Consider the following 16948-nt stretch of genomic DNA (forward strand, 5'->3'; position numbering starts at 1 on the left):
TCCGATCAAGTCATCCGAACGTCCCACCCGCCGACGCCGAAGACCGCCCGAACCGCCCTGGCGGCGGGCGACTCGCACGACGTGGTCCACGGCCACTCCGCGGAAGGCGATCAAGTGCGGACGCGCGGCGCAGCGGCAGCGTCAAGTCCACTGTGGACAGTGTGATTCCGCTATGCCACAGGCGGCCTTCATTGGCAAGGTCGTCGCGCTGTGACGGTGGACGCGCCCGGACGGCGGTAGGTGTTCCGCCGCACGCTCGGCACACTCAAGAGGTCCAGACCAATCGTCAATGGAGGCCCTGTGCGGAGTTCCACCAACCGCAAGCGCACTGTCCGGACCCTCGCCGCCGTGGCCCTGGCCGCCGGCGCGCTCACCGTCGCGGCGGGTCCGGCGGTCGCGACCGCCGGCACCCCGGCGACCACCTCCGCGGTCGCCGGCTGCGTGACCACGGACATCCACGTCGACCCGGCGGCGAGAGAGGCCGGTTGGACGGTCGACTGCTCCAGCCGCCGGTACGTGTACGTCGACGTCACCGTGTTCGCCGGTGGCGTGGCGGACAGCAACCCCAGCGAGTCGAAGTGGGTCGATGCCGGGGACACCTGGCAGGACCTCAACGTCTACCCGCAGACCACCCCGCCCATCGACCACATCTGCGTGCACCTGGTCAGCTACGTGGATCCGACCAACCCGTTCGAGCAGCCGGAGACCATCGGGCACTCCTGCGTGTGACCCGGTGACGGTCGGCGTGGCCAGGCGTAGGGGCCACGCCGGGAACACCGTGCCGCGGCCGTCCCGGTGGAAGACACCGGGACGGCCGCGGCCTCCGGTCCCATCTCGTTGCCGGGCAAGGGCGACGGCGCTGCGGGATACCGATGCGTCTCCGGTCGGCGGTGCGTCGCCGGGAGGGCACCGGTGAACCACTATGGTGACCTCCCGTGGCCGAGCCGCGCGTGTTCGTGACGTATACGCACGAGACGACCGCGCACTTCGAAATGGTGCGGCGGTTGTCCGAGTTCCTGCGCGATCGCGGCATCGACGTCGTGCTCGACCAGTGGGCCGACGTGGGTCGGTTGAACTGGGCCGAATGGGCGGAACGCGAGTTGCCCGCCGCCGACTTCGTGTTGGTCATCGCCTCGCCCGAGTACCGCAGGCGGGTCCAGCCGGGTGCGCCGGCCGGCGAGGGGTGGGGCGCGCGGTACGAGGCGAAGTTGTTGCGGGAACTGCTCACCGCCGAACCGGGCCGCTGGGAGCCCCGCGTGCTGCCCGTCGTGCTGCCCGGCCGGAACCTGCGGGAGATCCCGTTGTTCCTGCTCCCGCACTCGGCCACGCACTACCAGGTCACCGCGCTGACCGAGCAGGGCACGGAATCGCTGTTGCGGGCGTTGCGGTCCGAACCCGGGCAGCACCGCACCGGCAAGCTGTGGACGCCGCCGACCGGTCCGGGCGACCGCGCCGACCGGGACCGGGTCGTCTCCCCGACGCGGAACTCCCTGACCGACCCGCAGCGGCTCATCCTGCCCCTGCAGGAGCGCGAGAACCTGCACCGCGTCTTCCTGCCCGCGGTGCGCCAGGCGATCGAGGACCCGGCCGTGGTGGCGGTGCACGCGGACGCCGGCCTGGGCAAGAGCGTGCTGCTGGCGCAGGTCCACGACGAGCTGGCCGCCGATCCCGACGTCGGCGTGGTGCTGGTGTCCGCGAGCGCCAAGGTGCGGGACCGCCCTCGGGACGCCGACGAGCTGGACCACCAGTTCGGCGCGGCAGTCCTGCGATCCGGAACGCTCACCGGTCAGCTCGCCGCGCAACGCGCGCGCGGACTGCGCCCGGTCGTGCTGCTGGACACCCTGGACCTGATCCTGGACGCGGCCAGCCGCCCGGTGGTCGTGGCCTGGCTGCGGCAGGTCGTGGACTCCGGCGTGCCGGTCGTCCTCACCTGCCGCACGTTCGAGTTCAAGGCCCACCTGGAGCCGCTGAACGAACGCGCGCCGTTGCTGGCGACCCTGGTCGACCGGCGCGAGGTGTACCGGCTCAGCCGCCCGGAGACCGAGGCGTTCGCGCTGGCCTACCTGCGCGGCCTCGCCGAACCCGGTGCCGACCCGGGCCGCTACGACCGGTTCCTGGAACGGTTGCTGCACCTGCGCACCCAGCGCCAGACGGTGGTGGAGGTGTGCGGCAGCCCCCTGCTGCTGGCGTTGACGTGCCGGCTCTACGCGCCGACGGGCGACGTGCCCGAGGACCTCACCGTGGCCAGGCTGTTCGACAGCTACTGGCACGCCCACGTGATCCGCAGCCCCCGTCGTGAGCTGACCTACGAGGAGTCCGACGAGCGCGGACGGGTGTGCCTCGCGGGCGCGCGCAGCCTGTTCTCCCGGTCCCGCACCACCTTCGTGGAGGACTTCAAGGCGACCGGGATCGAACCCCGGCCCGCGCCGGAGGTGGTGGACGAGCTGTGCTCCAACGGCGTGCTGGTGTCGGGCGTCGACCCGGCGTGGTTCCGGTTCTTCCACCAGAGCTTCGCGGAGTGGGTGATCGCCCGGCACCTGGCGGCGGACGAGGAAGACCGGAGCCGGTTCTCCGCGGCCCTGGTCGACCCGGTGCGCCGCAGCCACCTCGCACCCGTCCTCGTGCAGTTGCTCTACACGTTGACCGATCGCGACGTGCGCCGCGGGTTCGTCACGGCCCTGGACGCCGACGACCTGTTGGTCTTCCGGGCGCTGGCGCTGTCCGCGGTGACGCGCCGGGCGGTGGACGAGGTGCGCGTGCTGGCCGATCGGGCGACGATGCTGTCGCCGGAACACCAGCGCCACCTCGCCGACGCGGTGGGTGCCACCCCGGAGGACGCGCTCGGCGAGGTGGCGGAGGTCGTGGGCGGGATCGTCGGCGACGCGGACGACGAGGCGGTGTTCGCCGTCGTCAAGGTGCTCGGGTCGATGATCGGCCGGCTGCCCGCCGGGCGCGGCCGGGGCTTGGCGCGGGCGCTGGACGCGGTGCTGGCGCGCCGCTCGGGCATGGCCGACCGCGACCGGGCCGACGAGGTGGTCCACGTGCTGCTGACCGGGTTCGACGAGGCGGTGGAGACGCCCGCCGACGAGGACCTGACGGTGCTCCAGCGGTACTACGGTCAGGTGGGTCCGCTCGGCCGGGCGCGGATCCTGCGGATGCACGCCACCGGCTCACCCGCCCTCGGCGCCGACCTGCTGCGCATCGCCCTGGACAACAGGCTGCCGGGCCAGGTCATGGCCGAGGCGGTCGCGGTCGCCGGTCAGGTGGCCGACGATCCCGCCGCCGCACACGACCTGGGCTGGCACGACTGGCGCACGATGCTGAGCCGGCCCTACGCCAAGGGCTGGGACGAGGTGCAGGGCGAACTCGTGGCGACCGCGGTCGCGGACCGGGGCACGGTCGACCTGGCGGACCTGATCGCCTTGGCCCTGACGGACGACAAGGTGGTCGCGCAGCGGGCGTGGTACGTGGCCGAGAAGGTGGCGGTCCGTTCGCCGCGGGAGGTCCTGGACCTCCTGCTCTCCACCCCCGCCCCGCGCGACCGGCGCGCCGCCAGCCTCGTCCGGGCGGTGTTGCAGAAGGTCGGGCGCATCGGCCGGCCCGACGCCGAGCACCTGCTGTCCTGGCTGGAACCGGTGGTGGCGGACAACCCCATGATCGTCGTGCAGGCCATGGTGCAGGCCGCCGAGGGACACGCGGACCTGCTCGCCCGCGCGGTCGTGCACGCCGTGGGTCTGCCGCACAGCGAGATGACCCGGGTCGTGACCACCGTCCTGGACGCCTGTCCGGCCGACGGCCTCCACCACCTGGCCGACACCCTCCGCCCACTGTCCACTTCGGACAAGGAGTTGGCCGGTCGGGTCGCCGGCAGCCTGGCCCCGGTCGACGAGGCCGGCCGCCGGCGATGCGTCGAACTGGTCCTCGGCGGGTCCGTCGGCGCCTCCCGCACGGCAGCCCACCGCCTCGTGGCGGTGGCGGGCGAACTGGGCTGGTACGACCCCGACCTCGCCACCGAACTCCTCGCCACCAGGACACCGGGCGCCGCCCACGACGTGGCCCGCTGGATCACCAGGTTCGGCCTGCCGCTCACCTCGCCGCTGTCCCGGGCGGTGCTGGAGGCACTGCGCACCCTCGACACCGCACCGGTGGTCGAGGCACTGCTTCAGGTCGTGACCGACGACATCCGCGCCGAAGGGCCACTGGTCGAATGTGCACCCGAGGTCGTGACCGACCAGTTGGCCCTCATCCCCGACGTGGAGCCAGCCGGCATCCCCGGAACCGATCTCGCGCGGACCCGGGCACGCGGCACGCTGCGCGTGCTCAGACCCCTGCTGGAACAGGCCCGTGCACCACAACGCCGTCCACCGTGGTTGCGCGCGCTCACCACACGCGCGCTCCGCGACGTGCCGGCGTTCGCGCTCGACCGTGCCGAGGACGACCTGGAACGCGTGATCGTCAACGCCGGCCACGCTTTTCGCGGCGACCCCACGTCCCTGCTGGACGAACTGCTGGCAGACCTGCCCACCCTCGCCGGCGGAGTCCAACTCGCGGTGGCCCGCGCGACCCGGCTCGAACGAGGCGAGAACAGCGATGACTTCCGCGCCCTGGCCCACCGCGCCACCGAGCCGGGAGCGCACAGCTACGTGATCAGGTACCTCGCCTGACCGTCACCAGGGCTCCCGCCGGAGACCACCGGATCGCCGACCGGCGCATATTCGTGCGTGGACGATATCCGTGCCGCAAGACCGCAGCCCGGATGTCCAATTGCGCGCAGAGCAGCGATCGGCCATCCGGAGTGAGATCCCGGATGGCCGACCGTCGTTCGACCGCGATGTCGCCGAAGTGTCCGGCGCTTCGGCTAGACCTTCTCGATCCTCCACTCCTCGTCGGTGTCGTCCGAGCAGGTCTGCTGCTCCACCACGGACTCATCCACCAGGTTCCGGTACGCGGCGCACTTCTGGGTCTGGTCGTTCTGCAGGTCCTGCCCCTTCGGGGCCGGGACGGCCTGCCAGAACTGGTCCTTCCAGTCCGTGTTGCAGTTGTAGGTGATCAGCTCCACGCCGTTGTCCGGGTTGCTGCTGGGGACGGCGATGCACTGCTTCGTCTGGACGTTCTTGTACTGGAAGTACGCGCCCTTCTTGCTGATCTTCCACCACTTCTGGTTCGCGTCACCGTGCCAGGTGCGGATGACCAGCCGGCGCTCCCCGGCATCGGTGATGGCCTTGCTCGTGTCGTTCACCGCGAGGATGCGGTAAACGGGTTCCGCCGCGCCGGCGGGCGTGGTCAGCGCAGCCATCGCGCTGACCGCCACAGCCATCGAAGCAACACCGGAGATGATCTTCCTCAACACTTCGCAGTCTCCTTTCGCGGTGCCCGCAGCTTTCTGCCGACACCTTCGGAATTCACCCTAATCCGCCAGTTGCGGACCGCAACTCCCGTTGTGGCGGTCACCTTTCCGGATGGTTCGGTTCCACCGAAGTGGGAGTTTGAGGCGATGTGTGTGAGGCGGAATGCAGTTGCCGGGACCTCCGTAACACCCCTGTGGAGTTAGTGTCGCCCGCTCCCCATTCGAGGTATGTGGTGACTTGACGTAATGACTCCTCGATCGAGTCGTCGTCCTCGGTCTCAGCCACGCGTGACGGCTGCGTTCCGGGGCGCCGTCCGGTTCGGCCGGAGCGGCTATGACGCTCATACAGGTGAATCCGGTCGTGTCGGCTGGCCGGGGTATCCGTGGTCGGTCACGATACCGAGCGTGATCGAGACCCATACGATCAACAGGGCTGCGAATACGCCGTCCGGTGGAGTCCGCGCTCCCTTCGGGTGGGCGTCGGCGGGCGCCGGGTTCACCCGCGAGGAAGGCTGTCCCAACACAGTGGTGCACACGTGACCGGAATTGCCGCACTGCGCGTACTCGACGTGCACAAAGCTTTCCGGGCCAGATCCGTCCTGCGCGGGGTCAGCTTCGACGTCTCGCCCGGCGAGTTGGCGGGAGTCGTGGGGGAGAACGGCGCCGGCAAGACGACCCTGCTGCGCATCCTGGCGGGACAGTTGGGCCCCGATCGCGGCGAGGTCGAGCTGACGGGCTCGCTGGGCTACTGCCCGCAGCACGCCGTGCTCAACGACGCGCTGACCGTGGACCAGCACCTGCGACTGTTCCAGGTGTCCTACCGGCTGCCCGACCTGGGCCGGGCGAACGAACTGGTCGAGCGGCTCGGGTTCGCCGACTACCGGAACATCCCCGTCGGTGTGCTCTCCGGCGGCACCAGGCAGAAGCTCAACCTCGTCCTCGCGCTGATGCACGACCCCGCGCTGCTGCTGTTGGACGAGCCGTACCAGGGCTTCGACTGGGACACCTACCTGCACTTCTGGCGCATCGCGACGGAACTGAGCGAGGCGGGCCGCGCGGTACTGGTCGTCTCCCACCTCGCCTACGACAAGGAACGGCTGGACACCTTGCACCGCTTGGACAACGGCACCCTGGGCGAATCGGGCGGCGGCATCCGGAACCGATCCGCAGTGGACAGCCGCCGATGACGGTCTGGCGGACCGTCACCTGGTACGGCCTGGTGGAGTTGGGCAAGAACCGGCTGGCGGTGGTGCTGGTGCTGGGCTTCGTGCCGCTGTGGATCACCCTCGCGCACGTGGTCGCCTCGCCCACCCCGCTGCAGTTCCGCTACCGGGCCACCGGCGGGCTGCTGGACGTGGACAGCTCCCAGCTGATGGTGATCATGGGGTCGTTGAACGCGGTCACCCTGATCACCGGCTTCCTCATGTTCAGCATGACCCGCCGGGCCACCGACCTGGACCGGCGGCTGGTCGGCGCCGGTTGCCCCCGGGCGGTCCTGCTGACGGCCAAGCTCACCGCGCTGGTGGTCTCGACCCTGGTCATCGCGTGCTGGTCCACGTCGGTGATCCTGGTGTACTGGCAACCGGAACAGCCGGGGCTGCTGTGCCTGGGGCTGATCATGGCCGGCCTGACCTACGGCGGCATCGGCATCGTGCTCGGCGTGTTCCTGCCCGGTGAGCTGGAGGGCATGTTCACCGTGATCATGATCAGCCTGCTCGACCTGATCCTGCAGAACCCGTTGGTGAACTCCACCTCGGACAAGGACATCGTCACGTTCCTGCCGAGCTACGGCCCGTTGCAGACCTGCGTGGGCGCCGGTTTCACCGACACGGTCCCGACCACCCAGATGCTGCTGTGCCCGGTCTGGCTCACCGGCTGCGCACTGATCGGCCTGGTCGCGTTCCACGCCCGCACCCGTCAGCGCTTCCAACCGACCCGGGTCTGAACGCGGCGCACGTCGCCGACTGGTCCGGCCGAGGCTGGTCCGGCCGAGGCTGGACCGGCCGGCGACGTCGATCACGACCGGCGCGCGGCGCGCCGCCGCCCGCCGCGCCGGGTCAGCCCGCCAGTTCGAGCACCGTCCGGTTGCGCTCCGGGTCGCGCAGGAGCCGCAGCGACTCCTTCTCCAGCTGGCGGATGCGCTCACGGGTGAGGCCGAGTTCCTCGGCGACCTCCTGCAAGGTGCGCGAGCGGCCGTCGTCCAGGCCGTAGCGCCGGTTGAGGATCTGCGCCTGGCGCTCAGGCAGCGTGTTCACCAGGATGCGCAGCTCGGCGGTCAGCTCGGCCTGCTCGACCGCCTCGTGCGCCCGCACCGCCTCGGCGTCCTCGATCAGGTCGGCGACCGAGGAGTCCCCGTCGGCGCCGATCGGCGTCTCCAGGCTGATCACGGTCCGGCCGGCCTGGCGCAGTTCCAGCAAGCGGGCGACGGGGATGCGTGCCGCCTCGGCGACTTCCTCGGCTTTCGGCTCGCGGTCCAGCTCCAGGCGGAGCCGCCGCTCGGCCTTGGTCGCGCGGTTGAGCTCTTCGACCACGTGAACCGGCAGCCGGACGGTGCGGGTCTGGTCGGCCAGGGCGCGTCCGATCGCCTGGCGGATCCACCAGGTGGCGTAGGTGGAGAACTTGAAGCCCTTGGCGTAGTCGAACTTCTCCACCGCGCGGATGAGACCCAGGTTGCCCTCCTGCACCACGTCCAGGAACGGCAGCCCGCGGTAGGAGTGCTTCTTGGCCACGGACACGACCAGGCGCAGGTTCGCCCGGATCATGTGTTCCTTGGCACGGTCGCCGTCGTGCGCCACGGCCCGTAGCGCACGGTGGCGCTCCGCGTCGATCGGCGGGCTCTCGCCCTCTTCGACGCGGCGCAGCAACTCGGTGGCGTACACACCTGCCTCGATCCGCCTGGACAGGTCGACCTCCTGCTCGGCGGTGAGCAGCGGGGTGGAGCCGACCTCGCGCAGGTAGTGGCCCACCAGGTCGGCATCCGCCGACCACTCGCGGCCGGACGCGGCCGGACGCGTCGGGCGGGGGGTTTCCATCGTCGACGACATGACCGTCTCCTTGCCGGATCGCGACCCCGCCGGATGCGGGCCGGGGTCGAGGTGACATCGGGTGTGAAAGGGCGTTCCTGAACACCGGCGACCGGGAGCCGCGCTCACGCGCCGGGAAGGGGTGGATACGGGTTCAACGGAACGGTGGTGGCTCGTATTCCCTCGGCGTCACCCGGATTGGCTACCCGCTCACGACGATGACAACCCGGTTCGGGTGAGCGGACTGCGGGGCCGGCGGTCGTTCAGCGGGCCGAGGCCTGGTCAGGACCCCCGGGGCCGTCCGGTCGGATCACCTCGGGTTCGGCCCAGACCAGGTGGCGGACCCGTGGCGCACCGACTGCGAGGGCCCTGGCGGCTGTCTCCACCTCCACGTCGACCGCGGTGCCCCGTTCGAGGTGCTGGCGCAGGTGCTCGTGCCAGGTGGCGACGGTGAAGGTCTCCAGGAACAGGTCGGGGGCCTCGGAGTCGCGGAACAGACCCCACATCGTCGCGCCGGTGCGCCTGCGGGACCGGCCGACCTTGCGCATCGCTTCGACGAACGCGGGTGCCTTCGCGGCGGAGACCCGCCACTCCACGGTCACCAGCACCGGCCCCGAGCCGACGTCGGTGACTTCGGGTGGCGCGTCCCACAGGCTCGCGGGTGTGATGTCCAACTGCCGTTCGGTGAGCGGCAGCCTGCGCGCCGCGACGGCCACCACCAGCACCATCGCCACGGCGGGGACGACCATCGCGGCACGCACACCCAGCGTGGTGGCGACCACACCCCACGCCGTCGCGCCGAAGGCCTGACCGCCCATGAACATCAACTGGTAGTACGCCAGCGCACGGGCGCGGGTCCATGCCGGGAGCAGCACCTGCGCGGTGGCGTTGAGCGTGGACAGCACGGCGATCCACGACGCCCCCGCGACGAGCATCGACGGCACGGCCACCGCGACGGCCGTGGTGAGCCCGGCGAGCACCATCGCCACCGCGTACGCGCAGGTCGCAATCGTGATCAGCAGGTTCTTCCCGATCCGCCGCAGCAGCCGGGGCACCACGAACGCCCCACCGATGGCCCCGGCCCCGATGCTGCCGAGCAGCACCCCGTACCCGCCCGCGCCGAGCCCGAGCGGTCCGCGCGCGATCGCGGGCAACAGCGCCCACAGCCCGCTGCCGAACACGACGAACAGCACGCAGCGCACCAGCACCCGCGAGAAGAGCGGCGAGCTGCGGACGTACCGGGCACCGGTGCGCACGGCGGTGACCACGTGTTCGGTGCCCAGCGGGCGGTGGTCGGACGGACGCCGCCACCGCCACAGCACCAGCAGCACCCCGAGGAACGACACGGTGTTGAACGCGAACGTCGCCTCCGGCCCGGCCGTCGCGATCAGCACACCGCCGAGCGCGGGCCCGATGGCCCGACCGACGTTCATGTTGACGCCGTTGAGCAGCGCCGCCTGCGGGATCTCCTCCCGCGACACCAGCTCCGGCTGGATCGCCTGGAACGACGGCATGGACAGCGCCTGTCCCACGCCCATCAGCGCGATGAACGCCAGCAGGGTCGTCGGGGTGGCGGCCCCGCTCGCGGTCAGCAGCACCAGCGCCGCCGCGCCGGTCAGCATCAACGCCTGGCCGGACATCAGCACCCGACGCCGATCGAGGATGTCGCCGATCGCACCCGACGGCACCACCAGCAGGAACACCGGCAGGGTGGTGGCCGCCTGCACCAGGGCGACCTGCAGTGCGCTGCCGCCGAGGTCACCCATGAACCACTGCGCGCCGACGGTCTGCGCCCACGTGCCGATGTTGGACGCGAACTGGGCCAGCCACAGGGCGCGGTAGGTGCTACGGCGAAGTGGTGCCCACGCGGAAGGAGCTGTCGTGTTGTCGGGCATGGGTGCGTGCGCCTACCGGCGTCGGGGGTTCGTCGTGGCGGCTTCTGGTTGCGCGGTGGCACGCAGGTGGTCGAGCACCTGGCGCCCTCGCGGTGAAAGCCGGTAGCCGGTGCCGAGGCTCTCGGTCAGCCCACGGGTCTTGAGCGTCCGGACGTCGGACTTGAACCGCGGCACCTCGCGGTCGACGCGGGCGGCCAGGTCGGCCGCCCGCACACCGGGGTGGTCGGCGATCAGCGACAGCACGGCACCGGTCCACGCACCCCGGCCGCTGCGCGCGTCCAACCGTCGTAATCCGGCGACGATCTCGTCGAGGTCGCGGTCGTCGAGATCGGTCTGTTCGCGCAGCGCCTCGCGCGGGTCGGCACCGACGAACCGCACCTGCACCCGGTAGAGCTGCCGGTCCTCGCCCTCGCGCAGATCGGCCAGGAACCGCGCCCGGTCCGCGTAACCGGCACGCTCGACCTCCGCGTCGGTCACGTCGGCCGGTTCCACGGCGTCCACCGCGCCGATGCCGACGACGCCGACCGCGGTGGTGATCCGCGAGCCGGGCCGGACAGTCGGTCGACGCCACCGCCGAAACGCCAGGTCGACCCGTCCGGCCACGATCTCTTCGAGCACGCGCAGGGAGAACAGCACCACCCAGTCCTACCACCGTGATGTGGCGCACGCTCCGGCCCACGCGGGCGCGGAGGACCGACTCGTCGTGGCGTTCGCCCGGACGGGCGACCACCGCGATCCCGTCCCGGTCACCACGACGAACCGGGAGCGCTCGCGGTGTCGTCCGAGGGGTGACCAGGCGAAACCCGTCGGTCACACCCCGCCGGCCCCGGCACGTCACTGCTCCGCCATCCCGGCCGTCAACGAAACCCGTGCGGCGCGGCGGGCCGGGACCAGGGCGGCGAGCGGCGCCGCCAGCACCGCGGCACCCAGCAGCACCCCGAGCCGGCCCCACGGCAGCGTGAACAGCACCGGTTCGGCGTCGGTGGACGCCACCCGGCTGATCAGCCACGCCGAACCGACGCCGAGCAGCAGGCCGCAGGTCGCGCCGAGCAGCGCGACGAACACCGACTCCGCCGTGAGCGCGGCGCGGAGCCCGCCCCTGGTCAGTCCGAGCGCGCGCAACAGGGCCGACTCGCGCGTCCGCTCCAGGACCGACAGCGACAGCGTGTTGGCGATGCCGGCGAACGCGATCAGCACGGCCAGCGCGGTCAGCGCCCACAGCAGGTCCAACGTGCTCCGCAGCGGTGCCGCCAGCTGGTCCCGGAGATCGGCGACGCTGTTCAGCCGGGCCAACGGCGCGTCGGAGAGCGCCCGTTCCAGCACCGGCCGGACCTCCTCCGCGTCGGTGCCGGCGACGAGTCCGACCAGGACGCTGCCGTCGTAGCCGCTGCCCTCGGCGGCGACCGCGGGCAGCTGCCCGAGGTCGACCAGGCCGAGCCCGAGGTCCGCGCCCGGCACCCGCCCGCCGTCGTAGACCGCGACCACCCGCAGCGGGACCGGGCTGTCCCGGCGGCCGGCGCGCACGGTGTCGCCGACCGCGAGCCCCGTTTCCTCGGCGAGCTGCTTGCTCACGGCCAGCTCACCGGCGTCGAGCCGGTCGAGCCGGCCGGACAGCACCGCCGGCCGCAGCAGGCTGCCCAGGGCGTCGCCGCGCACGGCGGTCATCCCGTACCCGCCGTGCGCTCCCAGGTCCGCCGAGAACGACTGCCGGGGCGCTGCGATCGCCACCCCGGGCACCGCGGCGAGGGTGTCCGCGAGCGTGGCGGGCAGCGGCCGGGTGCCGATCACCGATGTGACGATGAAGTCGGCGGTCACCTGCTGGTCGAGACCGCGGTTGCGGCTGGCTTCGACGCCGGCCGTCACCGTGGTCACCAGCGCGACGACGGCGAGCCCGATCGTGAGTGCGGCGGCGCTGGCGGCGGTGCGCTTCGGGTTGCGGTCGGCGTTGAGCGCGGCCAGCTTCGCGGGCAGCCCGAACAGCGGGGAGCAGAGCGTGCCCAGCGTCCGCACGACCGGCCCGGCCACCAACGGCCCCACCGCGAGCATCGCGCCGAGCAGCGCGACCATGGCCGCGATGGACAGCACAGCGCCGTCCTGCACGTCGGCGCGCAGCGCGAACACAGCCGCCCCGACGCCCACCACCAGCAACACGACCGCGCTCACCGCCCGTGACCGGCCGGCGCGCGCGGACTTGCCCTCCACCGGCGTCCGCAACGCCTCGATGGGCGCGACCCGGGTCGCGGTCCAGGCCGGGAGCGCCGCCGCCAGCGCTGTCACCAGCACTCCGACCGCCAACGCCGCGACGACCGTCCGCGCGGTGAGCGGGACGTGCACGGCCGCCTCGTGTCCGCCGAGCGCCCCGGCGACCGCCTGGAGCGCGGCGGCGACGCCGAGCCCGCCGAACAGCCCGACCACCGACGCGACCGCGCCCACCACCGACGCTTCGGCGAGCACGCCGGCGAACACTTGCCGCCTCCCTGCTCCGACGCAGCGCAGCAGGGCCAGCTCCCTGGTGCGCTGCGTGACGAGGATCGTGAACGAGTTGGCGATCACCATCGCCGCCACGATCATCGCGAGCACCGCGAACGCGGTGAAGAACCCCGCCGCCTCGGCCGAATCCGGCGCGATTTGGCTCAGCAGCTGCGCTGCGGCTTCCCGCCCGGTCACCACGGAGATGCCCTGGCGGTCCAACGCTCGCGTGATGTCGGCGACGAGTTGCGGCTGACCGACGCCCGGCACTGCCCGTGCCACGATCTCGCTGAATCCCGCTCCCGGCTCCAGCCGGTGCAGCGCCTCGGGCAGCAGCACCAGCGGTGCCGCGCCGATCCCCGACTCCGCGGGCCGGTCGAACGTGCCGACCAGGGTGAAGGAGTGCAGCCGGCCGTCCTGTCCGAAGACGGTCACGGGCTGTCCCAGCGGGTGGCCCGCAGCGGTGCCCCGCTCCATCACGACCTCGCCCGCGTTGTCGGGGAACCGGCCCTCGGCGAGGTCGAAGGGGCGCAACCGCTCGTCGGCGGGCAGCGAGGTGGCCGCCGAATCCTGTGGACGGCCTGCGGCGTCCCGCAGAGGTGCGGACACCGTGGTGCGGCCCTCGGCCGCGGCGACGCCGGGCACCCGGCGGACGTCGGCCAGCACCTGGTCCTCGAGATCGGGCCCGCCGCGGGTTCTGCCGATCGACGCGTCCACGCCACGGGTCTCGAAGGCGACGGCTTCGCGGAGACCGGCGTCGACGGCGTCGGAGAGGACGAACGCCCCCGAGACGAAGGCGACGCCGAGGGCGATGGCGACGGCCGAGAGCAGCAGTTGCCGGGGCCGGGCCGTCAGCCCGGCGACGACGGTGCGCAGCATCACGCCCCCAGACCGGCGAGCGCCGTGAGCACGGCGTCGGCGGTGGGACGCGGGAGGTGGGCGGCGACGCGCCCGTCGGCGAGGAGCACCCCGTGGTCGGCGTAGGAGGCGGCGACGGGGTCGTGGGTCACCATCACCACCGTCTGGCCGAGTTCGCGCACCGACGTGCGCAGGAAGCCGAGGACCCCGGCGCCGGAGCGCGAGTCGAGGCTGCCGGTGGGCTCGTCGGCGAACACCACGTCCGGCCGGCCCACCAGCGCGCGGGCGCACGCCACCCGTTGCTGCTGGCCGCCCGAGAGCTCGCCCGGCTTGTGCCGCAGCCGTGGGCGCAGGCCCAGCGCGTCGACCACGGTGTCGAACCACGCCCGGTCCGGGCGGCGGCCGGCGAGCCGCAGGCCGAGCAGGACGTTCTCCTCCGCGGTGATGGTCGGCAGCAGGTTGAAGGACTGGAACACGAACCCGACCCGGTCCCGCCGCAGCCTGGTCAACGCGGCGTCGGACAGGCCGGTGAGGTCGGTCCGTCCGATCCGGACCCGCCCGGCGTCCACGGTGTCCAGCCCGGCCAGGCAGTGCACGAGCGTGGACTTGCCGGCGCCCGACGGCCCCATGATCGCGGTGAAGCGGTGGGCCGGGAAGTCGAGGGACACCTGGTCCAGCGCCCGCACCGCCGTGTCGCCGCGACCGTGGACCTTCACGACGTCCGCCACGCCCACCGCGGTCGGACTGTCCACTGTGTTCCCGTGCATGTGCTCCCCTGGACCGAGCCTCGAAGGCGGCCGCCGGTGCGACCACCGCGCCGATCATCAGGGGCGACGCCTGAACGGTTCCTGAACCGACCTGAAGATCGCTTCAGGAACGGCCGAGTGGATCTGGGACGATCGGTGCCATGCGGGTGCTCGTGGTGGAGGACGAGAAGCGGCTGGCCGAGACGCTCCAGTGGGGGCTGGAGGCGGACGGCTACGCCGTGGACCTCGCCCACGACGGCGTGGAAGGGCTCGAACTCGCGCAGCTGCACCCGTACCAGGTGATCGTGCTGGACATCATGCTGCCGAAGCTCAACGGCTACCGCGTGTGCGCGGCACTGCGGGAGCGCGGTGTGACCACACCGATCCTCATGCTCACCGCCAAGAACGGGGAGTACGACGAGGCCGAGGCGCTCGACACGGGTGCCGACGACTTTCTGAGCAAGCCGTTCTCGTACGTGGTGCTCACCGCGCGGCTGCGCGCCCTCACCCGCCGGGGCGCGGCCGGCTCGTCCGCGACGCTCGCATTCGGCGACCTGGTGCTCGACCCGGCGAAACGGACGTGCCGGCGCGCCGGGCAGCCGGTGGCACTGACCACGAAGGAGTTCGCGGTGCTCGAATGCCTGCTGCGGCACGACGGGCAGGTGGTCGCGAAGCACGAGATCCTGGAGCAGGTCTGGGCCCTGGCGTACCGGGGCGACCCGAACATCGTGGAGGTCTACGTGAGCGCGTTGCGGCGCAAGCTGGACGCGCCGTTCGGCCGCCGCACCATCGCCACGGTGCGGGGTGTCGGCTACCGGTTGACCCACGGCGGGGTGGTGGCCGATGAGTAGGTGGTGGCCGGTGTCGGTGCGGCGGAGCACCGCACTGTCGGCCACGCTGCTCTGCGTGGTGGTGTTCGCCCTGGGGTGGCTGGGAACGCGCGAGTTCCTGGGCGAGCAGTTGACCGACAGCGCGAGGAACTCGACCCGCGCGGAGCTGGACCGGATGGCCGACGCCTACCGCGCCGCGTCCACCGGTGGCGGGCGGCCCGCGCTCGCCACGGCGGTGCCTGGCGGTGACGCGATGTTCGAGGTGGTCGCGGACTCCGGGCAGGCGGTGGTCAGCAGCGCCAACCTGCGCCGCTGGAGTCCCGAGTGGACACCGCTGCCACCGGCCCCCGCGGGCGCACCGGCGGACTGGACCACCACCACGAGCGTCACGCTCCGGCCCGGAGAGCACCCGCAGTGGCGCGAATACCGGACGTACACCGTGCTCGGCCGCGTGGTCGACGGCGTTCCGGCCGATCTGGTGGAGCCGGCCGGCCGGCCGGCAAGGGGCCACCTTGGACTCCGGCTTGAGCGGTGCCGCGCCGACGGATCACCGTCGACTCACCCTGTACCTGTTCGTGCTGCCGTGGGACACGCTCCGCACGCTGACCATGTTCGACGACACGCTGAGGTTCTTCGTCCCGCTCGCGGTCCTGCTCACGGCGCTGGTCGCGTGGTTCTCGGCCGGACGCGCGCTGCGGCCCGTGGAGGCGATCCGCCGCGAGCTGGCCGAGGTCAGGGGTAGCCGGCTCGACCGGCGCGTGCCGGTACCCCGTTCCGGTGACGAGGTGGCCCGGCTCGCCCGGACCACCAACGCCGCCTTGGACCGGCTGCAACAGGCGCACGACCAGCAGGAACGCTTCGTCGCCGACGCCGGCCACGAGCTGCGCAGCCCGCTCGCGAACCTGCGGGCCGGCCTGGAGGTCGCGCTCGCGCACCCGGGCCGGGCGGACTGGCCCGCCGTTGCCCACCGGTCGCTGCTCGACGTCCAGCGGTTGCAGCGCATCACGGCCGACCTGTTGCAGCTCGCCGTCGACCCGGCAGAGGTCCCGGCGCCGCACGGTGTCGTGGACCTCGCGGACGTGGTGCGCGAGCAGGTCGCCGAGCGCGAGGTCGAGCCCGGCGGCCCGGTGGTGCGGTCCGTTGTCGATGGGCCGGCAACGGTCGCGGGCGAACCCGTGCAGCTCGAACGCCTGCTGCGCAACGTCCTGGACAACGCGGTGCGGCACGCGCACGCCTCCGTCACCGTGCGCGTCGGCCGGTCGGAGGGGGAGGTGGTCCTCGAAGTGCTCGACGACGGCCCCGGCATCCCGGTCCCGGACCGTGAACGCGTCTTCGACCGCTTCGCCCGCCTGGACGACGCTCGCGCCCGGGACGCCGGCGGCTCGGGCCTCGGCCTCACGCTCGCCCGCGACATCGCCACCCGGCACGGCGGAACGCTTCGCGTGGAGGACGGCGAAACGGGCGCCAGGATGGTCGCGCGCCTGCCGGCCGTGCCGCCGGAGGTCCGGCGTGCCGACGCCACATCGTCGGACGAGTGCGCGGGCAATCCCACTACGCAGCCCTGAAGAACCACCAACGCAAGGTGTAGCCGCTCCGGAGAAAGTTGGGCGGTGTCATACGGTCATGGCGACAGCGGTTTTGATCTTGTCCGTCGGGTGGTGGGGTTGTCGTATGGCCGGTGGTGCGTTGTTGTCGTTCGAGGAGCGGGAGTTGATCTCCCGGGAGTTGAGTCGGAACGCGCGTTGTTCGACCCGTGTCCTGGGGGTGCTCCTGGGTCGGC

Annotated in this window: 13 protein-coding genes; 6 read left to right on the top strand and 7 right to left on the bottom strand. The window is 72.1% G+C overall.

Going from position 1 to position 16948, the window contains the following annotated elements; all coding sequences use genetic code 11:
* Positions 1-300 precede the first annotated feature (300 nt).
* Both FHS29_RS35830 and FHS29_RS35835 read left to right on the top strand, forming a co-directional pair.
* Complete coding sequence (locus FHS29_RS35830) at positions 301-729, top strand: hypothetical protein (protein WP_184699102.1); 429 nt, start codon at positions 301-303, stop codon at positions 727-729.
* 206 nt (positions 730-935) lie between these two features.
* Complete coding sequence (locus tag FHS29_RS35835; RefSeq protein ID WP_184699104.1) at positions 936-4664, top strand: TIR domain-containing protein; 3729 nt, start codon at positions 936-938, stop codon at positions 4662-4664.
* A 194-nt stretch (positions 4665-4858) separates the two neighbouring features.
* Here the strand turns inward: FHS29_RS35835 and FHS29_RS35840 are convergent, their stop codons facing one another.
* Positions 4859-5350 (bottom strand): RICIN domain-containing protein, encoded by a 492-nt coding sequence (locus FHS29_RS35840; protein WP_184699122.1) that lies wholly within the window; start codon positions 5348-5350, stop codon positions 4859-4861.
* 533 nt (positions 5351-5883) lie between these two features.
* On the opposite strand from FHS29_RS35840, the gene FHS29_RS35845 reads away from it, so the two are divergent.
* Together FHS29_RS35845 and FHS29_RS35850 are read left to right on the top strand one after the other, a co-directional pair.
* Positions 5884-6534 (top strand): ATP-binding cassette domain-containing protein, encoded by a 651-nt coding sequence (locus FHS29_RS35845; RefSeq protein ID WP_184699124.1) that lies wholly within the window; start codon positions 5884-5886, stop codon positions 6532-6534.
* Entirely contained in the window at positions 6531-7292 is a 762-nt protein-coding gene (locus FHS29_RS35850) for a hypothetical protein (protein WP_184699126.1), read from the top strand. Before FHS29_RS35845 ends, FHS29_RS35850 begins: the two co-directional genes overlap by 4 nt.
* A 112-nt stretch (positions 7293-7404) precedes the next feature.
* Here FHS29_RS35850 and FHS29_RS35855 read toward each other — a convergent pair whose 3' ends face one another.
* From FHS29_RS35855 to FHS29_RS35875, 5 genes are all read right to left on the bottom strand, one after another.
* On the bottom strand, positions 7405-8391 hold the full coding sequence (locus FHS29_RS35855) for a sigma-70 family RNA polymerase sigma factor (RefSeq protein WP_184699128.1): 987 nt from the start codon (positions 8389-8391) through the stop codon (positions 7405-7407).
* A 242-nt stretch (positions 8392-8633) separates the two neighbouring features.
* A complete protein-coding gene (locus FHS29_RS35860) occupies positions 8634-10265 on the bottom strand; it encodes an MFS transporter (RefSeq protein ID WP_184699130.1) in 1632 nt (543 codons plus the stop codon).
* A 12-nt stretch (positions 10266-10277) separates the two neighbouring features.
* Positions 10278-10901, bottom strand: a complete 624-nt coding sequence (locus tag FHS29_RS35865) for a hypothetical protein (RefSeq protein ID WP_184699132.1) — start codon at positions 10899-10901, stop codon at positions 10278-10280.
* Between the two features lie 198 nt (positions 10902-11099).
* Positions 11100-13613 (bottom strand): ABC transporter permease, encoded by a 2514-nt coding sequence (locus tag FHS29_RS35870; protein ID WP_184699134.1) that lies wholly within the window; start codon positions 13611-13613, stop codon positions 11100-11102.
* Positions 13613-14359, bottom strand: a complete 747-nt coding sequence (locus tag FHS29_RS35875; protein ID WP_184699136.1) for an ABC transporter ATP-binding protein — start codon at positions 14357-14359, stop codon at positions 13613-13615. The genes FHS29_RS35870 and FHS29_RS35875 overlap by 1 nt, the downstream gene beginning before the upstream one ends.
* A gap of 140 nt (positions 14360-14499) precedes the next feature.
* Between FHS29_RS35875 and FHS29_RS35880 the strand changes: the two genes are divergently transcribed.
* Positions 14500-15189 carry a response regulator transcription factor gene (locus FHS29_RS35880; RefSeq protein ID WP_184699138.1) on the top strand — a complete coding sequence of 230 codons (690 nt, stop codon included), beginning with the start codon at positions 14500-14502 and terminating at the stop codon, positions 15187-15189.
* A gap of 165 nt (positions 15190-15354) precedes the next feature.
* Here the strand turns inward: FHS29_RS35880 and FHS29_RS37460 are convergent, their stop codons facing one another.
* The gene (locus FHS29_RS37460) at positions 15355-15558 is read right to left on the bottom strand and encodes a hypothetical protein (RefSeq protein WP_246441232.1); all 204 of its coding nucleotides are present in this window, start codon (positions 15556-15558) and stop codon (positions 15355-15357) included.
* Positions 15559-15680: 122 nt separating this feature from the next.
* Here FHS29_RS37460 and FHS29_RS35885 point away from each other — a divergent pair, with 122 nt between their 5' ends.
* Positions 15681-16733 carry an ATP-binding protein gene (locus FHS29_RS35885; RefSeq protein ID WP_246441233.1) on the top strand — a complete coding sequence of 351 codons (1053 nt, stop codon included), beginning with the start codon at positions 15681-15683 and terminating at the stop codon, positions 16731-16733.
* Positions 16734-16948 lie beyond the last annotated feature (215 nt).

It is taken from the genome of Saccharothrix tamanrassetensis, from assembly GCF_014203665.1.
GTDB lineage: Bacteria > Actinomycetota > Actinomycetes > Mycobacteriales > Pseudonocardiaceae > Actinosynnema > Actinosynnema tamanrassetense.